The sequence below is a fragment of the Candidatus Abyssobacteria bacterium SURF_5 genome, from assembly GCA_003598085.1.
Taxonomy (GTDB): domain Bacteria; phylum Abyssobacteria; class SURF-5; order SURF-5; family SURF-5; genus SURF-5.
The window spans coordinates 1-12,993 of record QZKU01000008.1; the positions used below are offsets into that span (position 1 = coordinate 1).

The window sequence follows — 12,993 nt, forward strand, 5'->3', positions numbered from 1 at the left end:
CGCCTCCCTACATGTGAGATTCGGTGCTGGACTGGCGGCTACCCTTTGTCCAGACCAGACTTTCACTGGTAAGAACTTGTATGCTTCCTTGGCGCACATTCGTCTAATTCGTGTTCAAAGAATCTTGGTTGCGGCCACGCGGGGCCGCCCCTACATTCATTTATGACGGCGTTCAATGTCAGTCGAAAAAATGCACCGTGAAAATCCGCTGACAAGAAGCGCGCTAGATCGAATGGATTTCGTCCAGCGTGACGATATCGGGCGGGCCGCTCGCGAACGACATGGCCTTGCCCATGAACTCCATGAAGTGCGGGCTCGATCCGTGCGCGCTCAGCGCGTCGACATCCTTGTAGCGCTCCATGAATACCAGCGTGTTCGGCTCGTTCGGATTGATGTTTAGCGTGTAGTGGAGGGTACCCTCTTCCTTGGCCACGTGGGCCATGAGCAGTTTCACCTCTTTTATGGCCTCGTCTTTCAGTTCCGGTTTGACGGGGACCTTCGCGATGACAGCAATCATTTCGTGTTCCTTTCTGTTTGGTGTTAATTGTGTCATTTTCCGGGCACGGCCCGCCGTGCCCCTACATTTGGTCAATTGAAGACCTGACGCTTCGCCGCACCATTTTGGGCATGGTCCCGCCACAGGCGGGATGCCCCTCCGCGGAACTAATGCGCACCTATCGACAAGACATTCTCGCCCAAATCCGCTTGCACGGGATTTCCATTATACACTATCGGGTTTGGTTCCTGGGTCTTTTGTCGTTGAGAGGTTTGGCGATTCTGGATTACTGGATGGGGAGAAGACCGAATGAATTCGGCCCTACCGGTCGGAGGGGTGGGAAGGTTGCAGGATGCCTGCGCTACGAAAGAGGGAAGGTTGATTGGAGGTAACCGCGATCGGTCGTTTGCCGGCAAAAACGGCAAAAAAGACTGGAAATGGCCAGAAAATTGCATGCAACTTATTGACGGAAACGAAATTATGCGGTAAAATTTATACACTTGGGGATGCAGGTGCGGCGGGGCCTTTCACGAAGGGAGGGGGTGGCCATCGTGAAAAAGGGGATCATAGCCGGGCTGCTGTTACTCGGAACCGGCATATTTTTCTGGACGATGATAGCGGGTGAAATCTTCAATCCCGCGGAAAAAGTGGCCGTCAAGGTGGACAAGGAGAACTTTGACTGGTTCACGTGTCCGAGCTGCAGCACTCTGTTCGTGGCTGAGGCGACGGCGAAACAGGGAATGTGCCCGTACTGCGGGTTTCCCATGATGCTGGGCATCGAGCAGAAGAGAGTTCTCGGGACGAGCGTGGACGAAAGCCAGTTCGTCTCGTTTTTTTCTCCCGCCTGCAACCGGGTCTTTTTTGCTTATCACACCGGCGAAATTGGCAAATGCCCTTACTGCGGCGAACCGATAGCGTTGATCGTCCCTGAGACGATCGAGCCGGAGGAGTCTCCGCCGGCCCTCGTGGCCTTTGTCAAGGCGAACTTCCGCTTTCTCGTACTGGCGATCGGCTTGGTCATCGGGACCAGTGTTGCCGGCGCTTATTTGCTGCTCCAGCGCCGGGTCATTTTGTCGCTCGAACCGATAGCCGGAACGGTGGCGGAAGAAGCGAAGATAGAGCTTTCGAAAAGACAGGTTAAGAAAAAACTCCTTACGCTCGGACCGTCGCCGACCGCCGATATCAATATCAAGCATCCTTCGCTTGATTTCAACTGCACCCTTTCCTTTGTGCGCGTGGGCGGCAACATGCACGCATATCTGCGGCGCGACTCGAATCTGCCGATATGGGTGAATGACAAGCCCGAGTATAATGCGCAGCTGAAGGACCACGACAAGGTGAAACTGGGGGACATCATTTTCGAGGTTCACGCGAGCAAGAACTAGAGGGCGTACCAAGACCTGAAATCTGCAAGAGCAATGCTGCGGCTGTTTCGGCAGACGGAAAAGCGAACCACCAATAAACTAAAGGCACGCGTTTTCTCCTGCTGTTCTTGTTCCTGCCTATCCAAAACACCAAAACCTTTTCTCGGCAAACGAGCATTTGAAATCCATTTCTAGAGAGAGAACGAGGAATAGACTTTCGGGCGACCCACCGGGTCGCCCCTACAGAAGACCAGAGGAACTGTGTGAAGGGGCGACTTCTACAGGGACGGCATGGACGAGCATAGACAAAGGGAATGAAGCCATACCATTGACTTCGAGCGGCCGTAACTGTTATTTTATTCACATGAATCCGATGCAAACCTTCTGAGAACGCAACTATCCAGTGAATGCAGAAGAGGGGAAACCATGCTTGATCCTGCAGACGAAGCGAAACTCAGCACGCTTGCCAAAACCCTGTGGCTCAGCTATTTCTCTTTTGTTGCCGCCATGCCCGCATATGCCGTTGTTGTTTTCATCGTTACCAGAGGCAATACGCCGCGGCCTTTGCCGTTCCCGATACTACCTCTTTTTCTGATGATATCTCTCATCGCCGCCGCGGCGAAATTCTGGGTGCAAAGCAGATTTTTTGCCAATGAGGAATCCTATCGGAACAGTCCGGGCATCGATGCGATCATAGAAAGATACACCCGGTATTTCTACATCATGCTGGCGCTATCTGAAGTTCCTGTTCTGCTGGGCCTCATCGTCGCATTCCTGGCGATGCGGATGGGGGAGTGGTGGTTATTTCTCGGGATTTCAATTTTATTGTTTGCGACGTCAGCTCCGAGGCCCGGCATGCTCCGACGCATTGCCGAAGATCATGCGGCGCGCCACCCCGTTACCTGAAAAGCGCTGCCGGGCGGCCACATGGGCCCGCCCCTACATTCGTGTAATCATGTTCTCGACTCCGATCGGGGATCGTCGAATTCGTGAAATTCGTGCTTCAAATAGTTTGGTTGCGGCTCCGCCGCACTATGCTTTACTTTGACAAGTCTCTGCATTTATTCCGGAGAGAATAAGAATGGGCACTCCGAAGAACAAGGTGCTCCGGTTCACCCGCATCACAATAGCGAACTGGCGCAATTTCTCGCGGGTCGAAGTCGAGCTGCAGCGCCGGGTTCTGCTCATAGGGGCGAACGCGCTTGGCAAATCGAATTTCCTCGACGTGTTCCGCTTTCTCCACGACGTGGTGTCGGTCGGCGGCGGTTTTCAGGAGGCGGTTCGCAGGCGGCGTGGAATTGCAAGCCTGCGCTCTCTGTCAGCGCAGCGCCCATCCGATATCATGATCAAGGCTCACATAGGAACCGGAGACGAGCCCTCGCTGTGGGAATACGATTTGAGTCTGAATCAGGATAGGACGCGGGGGCCGATCGTCAGACAGGAAAAAGTTTCGAGGAACGGAAAGAATATCCTTATCCGTCCGAACCAGAAGGACAGGAGCGATCCGCAACGGCTGACGCAGACGTATCTCGAACAGGTTCATGCGAATGAACCGTTTCGCGAGGTGGCCGATTTCTTCGCCTCGATCCATTACCTTCACATCGTTCCGCAGCTGATGCGCGAGCCCGAGCGCATATCCGGCCGCGAAGAATCGCTCGGGAGCGATTTTCTCGAGCAGATAGCGCGAGTTCCCAAAAGCATACGCGACGCGCGTCTCCGGAAGATCGTGGATGCGATGCATGTCGCCGTCCCTCAGCTCAAACAACTCGAGCTGTGGCGGGATGAGCAGGGCAGGCCGCACCTGCGCGGCAGGTACGAGCATTGGCGCTCGCAGGCGGCGTGGCAGACCGAGGAGCAGTTTTCAGATGGAACTTTGCGCCTGTTGGGGCTTCTGTGGGCGATGCTGGATGGGACGGGTCCGCTGCTCATGGAGGAGCCCGAACTTTCGCTGCACCCTGAGGTTGTACGCCTAATCCCGCAGATGTTTGCGCGCGTACAGCGCCGCTACGGCCGGCAGATACTGCTGAGCACTCATTCGAATGAGTTGTTACGCGATGAAGGCATCGGGCTGGACGAGGTGCTCCTGTTTCAGCCGGGCGAAGGGACGTCCGTCACCCCCGCGAGCAGCTTCGAGGAAGTCAAGGCTCTCCTTCAGGGAGGCTCGCCTCTCGCGGATGCCGTCATGCCGCACACCCGCCCGCCGAAGGTCGAACAGTTGATGCTTTTTGGAGACTGAGCTGTACTGATGCCGAAGGCTGTTACAATTTCCGGCGCTGTAGAAGGCCTTATCGATGAAGCCGTGCTGCGACGATTGATTCGCTGGGCGGGCGCCGTGCCCGGCCCGATCTATGGCAAGCACGGAAAATCATTTCTTCGAAAACAGATGGACGCTTACAACCTCGCTGCTTGCAGCGCTCCCTGGTTAGTTCTCGTTGACCTCGATCACGATGCGGATTGCGCGCCCACTCTTTTGGACGTGTGGCTGCCTGAGCCCGCTCCGCATATGTGTTTCCGGGTGGTTGTGAGGGAGATCGAGGCGTGGCTTCTCGCCGACCACGAGCGCCTGGCCCACTGCCTCAATGTCCGCTATTCGATGATCCCTCGCGATCCTGAAAGTCTTCATGACCCGAAACACACGCTGGTGGAGATAGCGAAAAAGTCGCGCCGAAAAGATATCCGCGCAGATATGGTCCCGAGCCTCAGGAGCTACCGAGAGGTCGGGCCGGCGTACAATTCGCGCATGATCCAATTCGTTCTTGACGAGTTGAGCGGCTGGCGCCCCGAGGCGGCGGCCCAATCGTCCGAGAGCCTGATGCGCTGCCTGCACCACCTCGAACGCATGGCGATCAGATGAGCGTTTTTCCGCCGGTTGCGTATTCAGAAATTCGTATGTTAGAATACGGCTCGCGTTTTGGTCCCTCTGGGTTTACGATCTGGAAACATGAAATGATGCAAGAGAATCCTTCGATGGACGCTCACCCGTGGTTTAAATTCTACGACAAGCACGTCCCCAAATCGCTCGATTATCCGAGGATGACGATCTATCAGATGCTGGAAGACGCGCGTCGCAAGTTTCCCGCGAATACCGCCACGATTTTCTACGGCGCCAGGCACACATACTCCGAACTGGGCGCCCGCGTCGATGCATTTGCCGCCGCGCTCAAGAATCTGGGAATCTCACAGGGGGACCGGGTTGCTCTGATGCTTCCGACGTCTCCGCAGTTTGTCATCGGCTACTTCGCCATCCTGAAACTCGGGGCGATTGTAGTTCCAACGAATCCGCTGTACGTCGAGCGTGAACTCGAGCATCAATTCAACGATTCGGGCGCCAAGGCGGTTGTGTGCCTCGACCTCATGTTTGGTCGCATTAAGAACATCTGGAAGAAGACCAAACTGCAGTACGTGATCATCACGAGCATGGCGGAGGAGATGCCGATGATCGCCAAGGTCGTCTTCAAGTGGAGGCTGCGGAAGCAAGGCGTCAAGTCGCAGGTCGAAAATCTGCCGGGCGTGTTGTGGTTCAAGGATTTGCTGAAGACTCCGCCAGACAATATTACAGACGCCGCCTCTCACGACGATATCGCCATGCTGCAATATACGGGCGGAACGACAGGCATCTCGAAAGGCGTGATGCTCACCCATCGAAACATGGTGGCCAACGTGGACCAAAACGTTATCTGGCGCGCTCCCGATATCGAGCCCGGCAAGAACACGGTGTTGTGCGTGCTTCCCTTCTTTCACGTATACGGGTTGTGCAGCATGCTGTGCTACATTCGCGTGGGCGCCGCCATGGTTTTGTTGCCGAGATTCGACGTGAATGAGACGTTAAAAGCGTTGCACAAGTACAGGCCTCAGCTATTTGCAGCCGTTCCTACTATCCTGGTCGCGATCAATTCCCACCCGCGCCTGAGCGAGTACAAGCTTGATTCGATCAAGAGCGTCAATTGCGGGGCGGCGCCGCTGCCGGTCGAAGTGATGGAGCAATTCGAGAAGAAAACGGGCGCAGTGATCCTCGAGGGATTCGGCATGAGCGAGACTTCGCCGGGCCTGCATTCCAATCCCTATCTCGGTCCTCACAAGGCGGGGAGCGTCGGCATCCCGATGTCGGACACCGACGCCAAAATAATGGACCTTGAAACCGGCGAGCGCGAGCTTCCCATGGGCGAAGCAGGCGAACTTGTCGTGCGCGGTCCGCAGGTGATGAAAGGATACTGGAACCGGCCGGACGAAACAGCCGCATGCCTGCGAGACGGCTGGCTGTATACGGGCGACATAGCACGAATGGATTCCGACGGTTATTTCTATATTGTTGACCGGAAGAAGGACATGATAATCGCTGGCGGCTTCAATATCTACCCGCGCGAGATCGACGAGGTGCTGTTTGAGCATCCCAAGGTGAAGGAAGCCGTATCCGTCGGCATACCCGACCAGTATCGCGGCGAAACGGTCAAGGCTTATATTGTGCTGAAGGACGGCGAGACCGCGACGGAAAAGGAGATAATCGATTTCTGCCGCGAACGCCTAACCCGCTACAAGGTGCCGACGCAGGTGGAATTTCGGCCCGAGCTTCCGAAGACGCTGGTTGGGAAAATATTGAGGAGAGCCTTGCGCGAAGAGGAAATGAAGAAAAGCGCTGCCGAAGAAGCGAAGTCGCCATCCGAACGCATGCAGTGAGCTCTCTCTCGTATTCACAAGCGAAGGGGGAAGAAGATGCCATCGAATTATGAAAACTTCTGGACCGCGACGAGCTATGCGATAATCGGGCACTCGGCGAAGATGGACTTCCCGAAAATCACTTACAATGCGCTCAAGAAATCGGGCAAGAAGGTTTTTCCGATTGATCCCGGCGCGCCCTCCATCGATGGCGACAACGCGTATTCTGATCTTGCATCGCTGCCGGAACGAGTCGAGGCAGTCGTTATTGAAGTGCCGAAGGAAGAAACAAGGAATTGGGTTGCGCAGGCGGCGGATGCGGGGATCAGGAACGTGTGGATTCACATGGACTGTGAAACGCCTGAGGCGCTGGAGTTAGCCCGCGAGAAAGGTTTGAACGTGTGCTATGGGTCATGCGCCGTGATGTACGTGATCCCCGGCCTTTCCTTCCATTCCATCCACAAATGGATCAATAAATTGTTGGGCAAGTACTAGCGGGTGTCTTCTCCTCGTCCGAAACCCGTCCCATTTGATCTCGTTCAACCTCTATTGAAAGCGAAAGCGGCGGCCATCGCGATACGTTTCGATCACGCGGATCTGGTCGAGGCGGTCGGGCTCGATCTTGCGCGGGTTTTCCGACAATACCACCATATCGGCGAGTTTGCCGACTTGCAGGCTTCCAACTTTATCCTCCAGAAAGAGCTGCCATGCGGCATTGATCGTGACAGCCTTGATGGCTTCGTCGACGGAGAGAGCCTGCTCCTCTCCGATAGTTTCGCCATTGCGAGTCTTTCGCGTGACCGCTGTTTGTATGAGCCGGAACGGCTCGACCGGATACATTGGCGAGTCATTGTGGAGGGAATTGAGGAGGCCCCTTTTTTCGGCCGCGCCGACAGGATATGAGATGCGCGCGCGTTCGGACCCGATGATTTCATCGCGCAGCGCCTCGCCATAGTAATAGATGTAGTCGACGTGCCAGCTCGCGGTCAGGCCGAGACGCGCGGCGCGTTCCATCTGGTCGATGGGGAACAGGCCACCGTGCTCGATGCGATGGCGATGGTCCTGTCTTGGCGACTCGGCGAGGACAGCTTCATACACATCGATCATGTCGCGGATCGCGCGGTCGCCCTGTCCATGAATGACTATCTGCCGGCCCTGATCGTGATATTTTCGAACCAGTTCCTTCAACTTCTGTTTCGACATTGTCGGATAACCGCTGGTGTTTTCCGGAATTCCCAGACCTTGCTGCATCAGTCTACTGTTCAGATACGGCTTATCCAGATAGACATTGCCGGTGCCGAAGGAGCCGTCGTACCAGAACTTCGCGCCGCCGGACCTGAGGCGGTCGCTTGCTGAACCTAAATCGACGGTAATACCTTGCTCCAGATCGGTCGCCTTCTCAACAATGGTCATTCGTATCGGGCAATCATCGCGCTCGACAAGTTCTCTCAGAATGTTCTGCCAGTTCAGGAATACCGGGAAGACCCCCATAGCGCCTACGGTTGTATATCCCGCTTTGGCATACCGCTGAATCTGTCTCTCGATGAGGTCGAAACCCTTTGCTTGTGATTCAAGAAGGATCGGCATCATAACGGAGGCGATAGCCGCCTGTTCGATAATCATTCCGGTCAGGCGTCCGGATTTGTCCTTGACAAAAATGCCGCCCTCCGGCTGGGGCGAGTCGTCTGTGATTCCGGCGATCTCGAGTGCCAGGTGGTTCACGTAGACCGTGTGCATGCTCTGGATCATGATGAAGATTGGATTCCGGCGGGATATCTCGTCGAGCAGATCGGCGCTCAAAGCCTTGAGGTCGCGAATGAGGATGGGATCGTATCCAAAGGCGGCGATCCACTCTCCCGGTTTAGCTCGTTCCGCCGCCTGTTTCAGCTTTTCTATCACCTCCGCGCCGCTTGCATTGGTGAATCCACTCACGTCGATCCAATCATAGAGAAGCGCGCTGATGACGGGGTGGCTGTGAGGCTCGACGAGACCGGGCATCAGGGTCTTACCTTGCAGGTCTATCGTTTCTGTAGCCGGCCCTTTGAATTCGAGCACCTGTTCGCGGTCTCCGACGGCCACAATTTTTCCGTTTGCGACGGCAAGGGCCTCGGCGGTCGGATTGGCATCATCAACGGTGATTATATCGCCGCCCCAGAAAATGGTTTCCGCAAATTCGTTTCTTTCCGCGTCTCTCATGCAAGGCACCTTCTATTGAAAAGACAGTCTCATCCGGATGACGTCGTTTGGCCGGTGAGACGTTTACTGGACGACTGCGGCGACCACCAGGTCCGACAGTCGCTGAAACCGCTGAACGCTCGCCGCTTCCTCCAGAAGTCCGGCAGTCAGACACACGAAAGTGAGATCGCGTTCGGGGTCGACCCAGAAAAGGGTCGAGCCGGCGCCGAGTCCCGCAAACGTTCCCGGCGACGTCGTCAGTCCGAGCGGTGTGGGGAAGATTCCTTCGCCGCGTAAAAAGAAACTCAATCCAAGATAGGCAGGGAATTCCGGCCATCCGTGCTCTTCCCGCGCATAATCAAAGAGATCGTTCCGATGAGTTCCGGTATGGTTGCTTGTAGCCAGATGAACGATTGCAGGGGAAAGGAAACGCTTTCCGCCAACCTCTCCGCCGCGTCTATACAATTCGGAGAAGCGGTAGATGTCCATTGCAGTGGAAAAAACCCCGCCTGCAGGAATCTCGGTATCCTCTGCAAAGAGGATGTTGGTCGCTTCGAGCAGAGCAGGCTCGAAGAGTCCCGGAGTAGTATCCCGTACGACCACGGGCACTCTCCGGTCGACAAGGTCCGGGCGCAATCCCATGGCGGTATCGTTCATGCCGAGCGGCTTCAAAAGGTCCTCCGCCAGCATCTCGCGAAACGGCCGCTTTCCTCCATCGAGACGGCGGACAACCTCCGCCAGCAACGCGTGCGCGGTGAATGGATTGTACGAAACGCCCTTGTCGGGTAAGACAAGCAGCCGTTGTTCGCATGCGGCGGCGACATAGGCTTCGAGATTACCGACCTGTTCGAGGGGCAGACCCGGTGGCATCTCGATGGAGATTCCGCTCATATGCGTCAGCAAATGCCGGACGGTGATGTTCTTTTTCCCTTTTTTGCCGAATTCAGGAATGATATCGGAAATCCTGGTGTTCAGCGAAAGTTCGCCGCGGTCGATCCTCATCAGGACCAATGTGGTTGTGAGTTGTTTAGTGATGGACATGATAAAGAAAACATCATCGAGATGAGCAGTGCGCTTCTTTTCCAAATCCGAATGGCCGATCGCTTCGTGCATGACGATGTTGCCGCCGCGCGCGACGAGAAAGACCGCTCCATCGTACAAGCCGCGTGCGGCATCCTGCTCAATCGCTTTCGCAACCATGTCGAGACGGCTCGTGTCGCAGCCAAAATCTTGCGCAGTCGTAAAGTTGCTTTTCTGTCGTCGAGACATAGGAACCTCCCTGCCGGTTCAGATGCAGAATCATGTGGTCTTCAAGAAAACCATTCTATCCACTCTTTGCCGCAAATACAATCGGATTGGCGAATCTTGCATGCAGGTTGCCTTCGGAGTAGAATGAGGCACGACAATGCCGGGCATTATTCGGGTTCATTCGTCCGGCTGCCAGGGAGGATTCATGATGCGGCAATGGAAAACGCATGCGCGGAGGGTGGTTCTAGACGAAGGGAGATATCTGAGGGTAGAGCATCACGACATCGAGCTGCCGGGCGGGCGGATGCTTCATGACTGGCCGTGGCTGGTCACGCCTGATTACGTGAACATCCTTGCAGTTACCGATCAGGGCAGATTCCTCTGTTTTCGGCAGACGAAGTACGCAGTCGAGGGACTGTGTCTGGCGCCGCCGGGCGGGTACATCGATGCAGGCGAGGATCCACTGATGGCGGCGCGCCGGGAACTTCTTGAGGAGACTGGCTATCAGGCTTCGGAATGGGTGGCGCTCGGACATCTTCCGGTAGACGGAAACAGGGGAGCAGGCACAGCTCACTTGTTTCTCGCGCTGCAAGCGCAAGAGATTGCTGAGATAGACTCAGACGATCTTGAAGAGCAGAAGCTGCTGCTATTGACTCGAAATGAAGTTGAGAACGCGCTTGCCGCAGGCGAATTCAAGGTGCTTGCCTGGGCGACCGTTGTTGCGTTGGGTCTGCTGCATCTGGAGGGGCGGGTGAAATTTCATGCCTGAGCCCACCATTGATGATATCCGCGCCGCCGCTCAGCGGATTCAGAATGTTATCCACCGGACGCCGGTACTCACGTGCGCTACGCTCGACCGCCTGTGCGATGCGAACATCTACTTCAAGTGCGAGAATTTTCAGAAGACGGGCTCGTTCAAAATACGGGGAGCGGCCAATGCGGTTTTCTCCTTATCTCCCGAGGATGCTTCCAGGGGCGTGGCCACTCATTCCTCCGGGAATCATGCGGCCGCGGTGGCGCTTGCCGCTCGATTACGCGGCATAACGGCGTACGTGGTGATGCCGCGCACGGCGCCCCGGATAAAGAAGAACGCGGTCGCCGGTTATGGCGCCGAGATTGTTTTTTGCGAGCCGACGCTGGCGGCACGACAGGAGGGGCTGGCGGAGATCGTCAGGCAGACCGGCGCAGTAGAGGTTCATCCTTACAACAATTATGACGTGATGGCGGGGCAGGGGACCTCCGCCCTGGAGCTGTGCGAGGAGGTGGGGAATCTTGACGCGGTCGTTGCTCCGATCGGCGGCGGCGGACTGTTGAGCGGCACGGCTATTGCTCTCTCCTCAATCTCGCCGGCGACGAAGGTGATAGGCGCGGAACCCGCAAACGCGGACGATGCTGCGCGTTCGCTGCAGGCCGGAAAGATTCTTCCCGCAGGCGATCCTGTCACAATCGCGGATGGTTTGAGAACCGGCGTCGGCACCCTCACGTTTCCGGTAATCAAGCAGTTGGTGAGCGACATCATCACGGCGGAGGAGGAATTGATTGCCGAAGCTCTTCTGCTGGTGTGGGAGCGGATGAAGGTGGTCATTGAGCCGTCGTCGGCGGTTCCGCTTGCGGTCCTTCTCAGGAGGCGCGGCGCGATACCGGGAAGAAGAATAGGAATTATCCTCTCGGGCGGCAATGTGGATATCGGGGCTGTGGCGCGGTCGCTGCCGGCGAATGTTTCAAAGAAGTGAAAATCTCCGGTGTAGGCGTCGCGCAATTCATTTATCTGCGGGAGAGACGAATCGCGCGCTTACAACAACGGGGACCGAGAGACTGTCCGGCGATTGAGTCGGCTGGATCCTAGCGATGAGGGACAGCCCTGAATCTATCCCGCGGGGACGCGGGACTTCGCTACGCTCAGCGAGCAGGCGAATTTGTCTTGGGACAGTCCCCATCGCCTTGAATAGAAACGAAAAAGGCACCCGACGAAATTCGTCGAATGCCTTGAATGAGCCGTTGGGGAGGCGATTAGCGCTTGGAGAACTGGAAGCGAGCGCGAGCGCCTTTCTGTCCGTACTTCTTGCGTTCCTTCATGCGGGGATCGCGCGTAAGATAACCGCCCTTTCGCAGGGCCGCGCGAAGCTCAGGGTTATATTCGAGCAAAGCGCGTGCGATTCCGTGGCGCAGGGCTCCCGCCTGACCGGATAGTCCCCCACCTTCCACATTTGCGAACACATCAAATTGTCCGACGGTTTGTGTGACCTCGAGAGGCTGTCTGATGATCATTGACAGCGTTTCGCGGCGGAAGTAATCATCGAGAGAAGCTCCGTTGACGGTAAAATTTCCCGCGCCTCTTTGCAGCCTTACGCGTGCGAGAGAAGACTTGCGCCTCCCGGTGCCTGAATAAACCTGCTGTTGAGCCAACTATGTAGTCCTCCTCTAAGCGATTAAACAAGTGTAATTTGTTCGGGTTTCTGGGCCTCATGGGGATGGCTTGGGCCTGCGTATACGCGCAGTTTTCTGGCCATGGCGCGGCCAAGCCTGTTGCGCGGGAGCATTCCTTTGACTGCCACATGAATGATGCGTTCGGGGAAATCCCGCTGCACATCCCGATAAACTTTCGTTCTCAAACCGCCCGGCCAACTGGTGTGGTGCCGATAGATTTTCTGCAAGGGTTTCTTGCCGGTCACCTTCACCTTTTCGGCATTTACGATAATCACATGATCGCCGAGACTCATGTGCGGAGAATATTTCGGGCGGTGTTTGCCCTGGAGAAGCCGGGAAGTTTCGCTTGCCAACCGGCCGAGCACTTTCCCTTCAGCATCGATCAGATACCACTTATTTTCTATGTCATCCCGTTTGGGCGAAAACGTAGCCATTGTTATGATAATCCTCCAACAGAAAAAGCACTAGCACCAAGTTAACTTTATTAGAATAGCAGAAAAATACGCTCTTTGTCAAGTGGCGGGTTCAGGAGTCAGCGATTCCGCAACCCGACATTCGGAAGTGAGTGAAAGGGCACAAAGACAGGGTTTTTATGGTGAAAGAGGAATAGAGCAATGTCGCAGAGGGTAT

14 protein-coding genes are annotated in these 12,993 nt (G+C 55.8%); 9 read left to right on the forward strand and 5 right to left on the reverse strand.

From position 1 onward, the window contains the following. Positions 1-223: 223 nt before the first annotated feature. Complete coding sequence (locus C4520_00600) at positions 224-517, reverse strand: antibiotic biosynthesis monooxygenase (protein RJP26413.1); 294 nt, start codon at positions 515-517, stop codon at positions 224-226. A gap of 288 nt (positions 518-805) precedes the next feature. On the opposite strand from C4520_00600, the gene C4520_00605 reads away from it, so the two are divergent. The 7 genes from C4520_00605 (at position 806) to C4520_00635 (ending at position 7,008) form a co-directional block, all read left to right on the forward strand. After that, a complete protein-coding gene (locus C4520_00605) occupies positions 806-985 on the forward strand; it encodes a hypothetical protein (GenBank protein RJP26414.1) in 180 nt (59 codons plus the stop codon). Between the two features lie 17 nt (positions 986-1,002). Further along, positions 1,003-1,881, forward strand: coding sequence for a hypothetical protein (locus C4520_00610; GenBank protein RJP26415.1), 879 nt, complete (start codon positions 1,003-1,005; stop codon positions 1,879-1,881). A 405-nt stretch (positions 1,882-2,286) separates the two neighbouring features. Continuing rightward, the gene (locus C4520_00615; protein ID RJP26416.1) at positions 2,287-2,766 is read left to right on the forward strand and encodes a hypothetical protein; all 480 of its coding nucleotides are present in this window, start codon (positions 2,287-2,289) and stop codon (positions 2,764-2,766) included. Positions 2,767-2,941: 175 nt separating this feature from the next. Then, positions 2,942-4,096, forward strand: coding sequence for a chromosome segregation protein SMC (locus tag C4520_00620; protein ID RJP26417.1), 1,155 nt, complete (start codon positions 2,942-2,944; stop codon positions 4,094-4,096). Positions 4,097-4,105: 9 nt separating this feature from the next. Beyond that, positions 4,106-4,714: a hypothetical protein gene (locus C4520_00625; GenBank protein ID RJP26418.1), complete on the forward strand. Its 609-nt coding sequence runs from the start codon at positions 4,106-4,108 to the stop codon at positions 4,712-4,714. 92 nt (positions 4,715-4,806) lie between these two features. Beyond that, positions 4,807-6,534, forward strand: coding sequence for a long-chain fatty acid--CoA ligase (locus tag C4520_00630; GenBank protein ID RJP26425.1), 1,728 nt, complete (start codon positions 4,807-4,809; stop codon positions 6,532-6,534). Between the two features lie 36 nt (positions 6,535-6,570). Beyond that, on the forward strand, positions 6,571-7,008 hold the full coding sequence (locus tag C4520_00635) for a CoA-binding protein (protein ID RJP26419.1): 438 nt from the start codon (positions 6,571-6,573) through the stop codon (positions 7,006-7,008). A gap of 51 nt (positions 7,009-7,059) precedes the next feature. Here C4520_00635 and C4520_00640 read toward each other — a convergent pair whose 3' ends face one another. Beyond that, entirely contained in the window at positions 7,060-8,709 is a 1,650-nt protein-coding gene (locus tag C4520_00640) for an amidohydrolase (protein ID RJP26420.1), read from the reverse strand. Between the two features lie 63 nt (positions 8,710-8,772). Continuing rightward, a complete protein-coding gene (locus tag C4520_00645; protein RJP26421.1) occupies positions 8,773-9,957 on the reverse strand; it encodes a class A beta-lactamase-related serine hydrolase in 1,185 nt (394 codons plus the stop codon). A gap of 187 nt (positions 9,958-10,144) precedes the next feature. Here C4520_00645 and C4520_00650 point away from each other — a divergent pair, with 187 nt between their 5' ends. Both C4520_00650 and C4520_00655 read left to right on the forward strand, forming a co-directional pair. Then, complete coding sequence (locus C4520_00650) at positions 10,145-10,705, forward strand: NUDIX hydrolase (GenBank protein ID RJP26426.1); 561 nt, start codon at positions 10,145-10,147, stop codon at positions 10,703-10,705. Beyond that, positions 10,698-11,669: a pyridoxal-phosphate dependent enzyme gene (locus C4520_00655; protein RJP26422.1), complete on the forward strand. Its 972-nt coding sequence runs from the start codon at positions 10,698-10,700 to the stop codon at positions 11,667-11,669. The genes C4520_00650 and C4520_00655 overlap by 8 nt, the downstream gene beginning before the upstream one ends. Before the next feature lie 277 nt (positions 11,670-11,946). Here C4520_00655 and C4520_00660 read toward each other — a convergent pair whose 3' ends face one another. Then, positions 11,947-12,342: a 30S ribosomal protein S9 gene (locus C4520_00660; protein RJP26423.1), complete on the reverse strand. Its 396-nt coding sequence runs from the start codon at positions 12,340-12,342 to the stop codon at positions 11,947-11,949. A 23-nt stretch (positions 12,343-12,365) separates the two neighbouring features. Next, positions 12,366-12,797 carry a 50S ribosomal protein L13 gene (locus C4520_00665; GenBank protein RJP26424.1) on the reverse strand — a complete coding sequence of 144 codons (432 nt, stop codon included), beginning with the start codon at positions 12,795-12,797 and terminating at the stop codon, positions 12,366-12,368. Positions 12,798-12,993 lie beyond the last annotated feature (196 nt).

What these genes read in the sequence shown, in the direction of transcription:
- C4520_00600 (RJP26413.1), bottom strand. Translation starts at nt 517, where the DNA reads ATGATTGCTGTCATCGCGAAGGTCCCCGTCAAACCGGAACTGAAAGAC.
- C4520_00605 (RJP26414.1), top strand. Translation starts at nt 806, where the DNA reads ATGAATTCGGCCCTACCGGTCGGAGGGGTGGGAAGGTTGCAGGATGCC.
- C4520_00610 (RJP26415.1), top strand. Translation starts at nt 1,003, where the DNA reads ATGCAGGTGCGGCGGGGCCTTTCACGAAGGGAGGGGGTGGCCATCGTG.
- C4520_00615 (RJP26416.1), top strand. Translation starts at nt 2,287, where the DNA reads ATGCTTGATCCTGCAGACGAAGCGAAACTCAGCACGCTTGCCAAAACC.
- C4520_00620 (RJP26417.1), top strand. Translation starts at nt 2,942, where the DNA reads ATGGGCACTCCGAAGAACAAGGTGCTCCGGTTCACCCGCATCACAATA.
- C4520_00625 (RJP26418.1), top strand. Translation starts at nt 4,106, where the DNA reads ATGCCGAAGGCTGTTACAATTTCCGGCGCTGTAGAAGGCCTTATCGAT.
- C4520_00630 (RJP26425.1), top strand. Translation starts at nt 4,807, where the DNA reads ATGATGCAAGAGAATCCTTCGATGGACGCTCACCCGTGGTTTAAATTC.
- C4520_00635 (RJP26419.1), top strand. Translation starts at nt 6,571, where the DNA reads ATGCCATCGAATTATGAAAACTTCTGGACCGCGACGAGCTATGCGATA.
- C4520_00640 (RJP26420.1), bottom strand. Translation starts at nt 8,709, where the DNA reads ATGAGAGACGCGGAAAGAAACGAATTTGCGGAAACCATTTTCTGGGGC.
- C4520_00645 (RJP26421.1), bottom strand. Translation starts at nt 9,957, where the DNA reads ATGTCTCGACGACAGAAAAGCAACTTTACGACTGCGCAAGATTTTGGC.
- C4520_00650 (RJP26426.1), top strand. Translation starts at nt 10,145, where the DNA reads ATGCGGCAATGGAAAACGCATGCGCGGAGGGTGGTTCTAGACGAAGGG.
- C4520_00655 (RJP26422.1), top strand. Translation starts at nt 10,698, where the DNA reads ATGCCTGAGCCCACCATTGATGATATCCGCGCCGCCGCTCAGCGGATT.
- C4520_00665 (RJP26424.1), bottom strand. Translation starts at nt 12,797, where the DNA reads ATGGCTACGTTTTCGCCCAAACGGGATGACATAGAAAATAAGTGGTAT.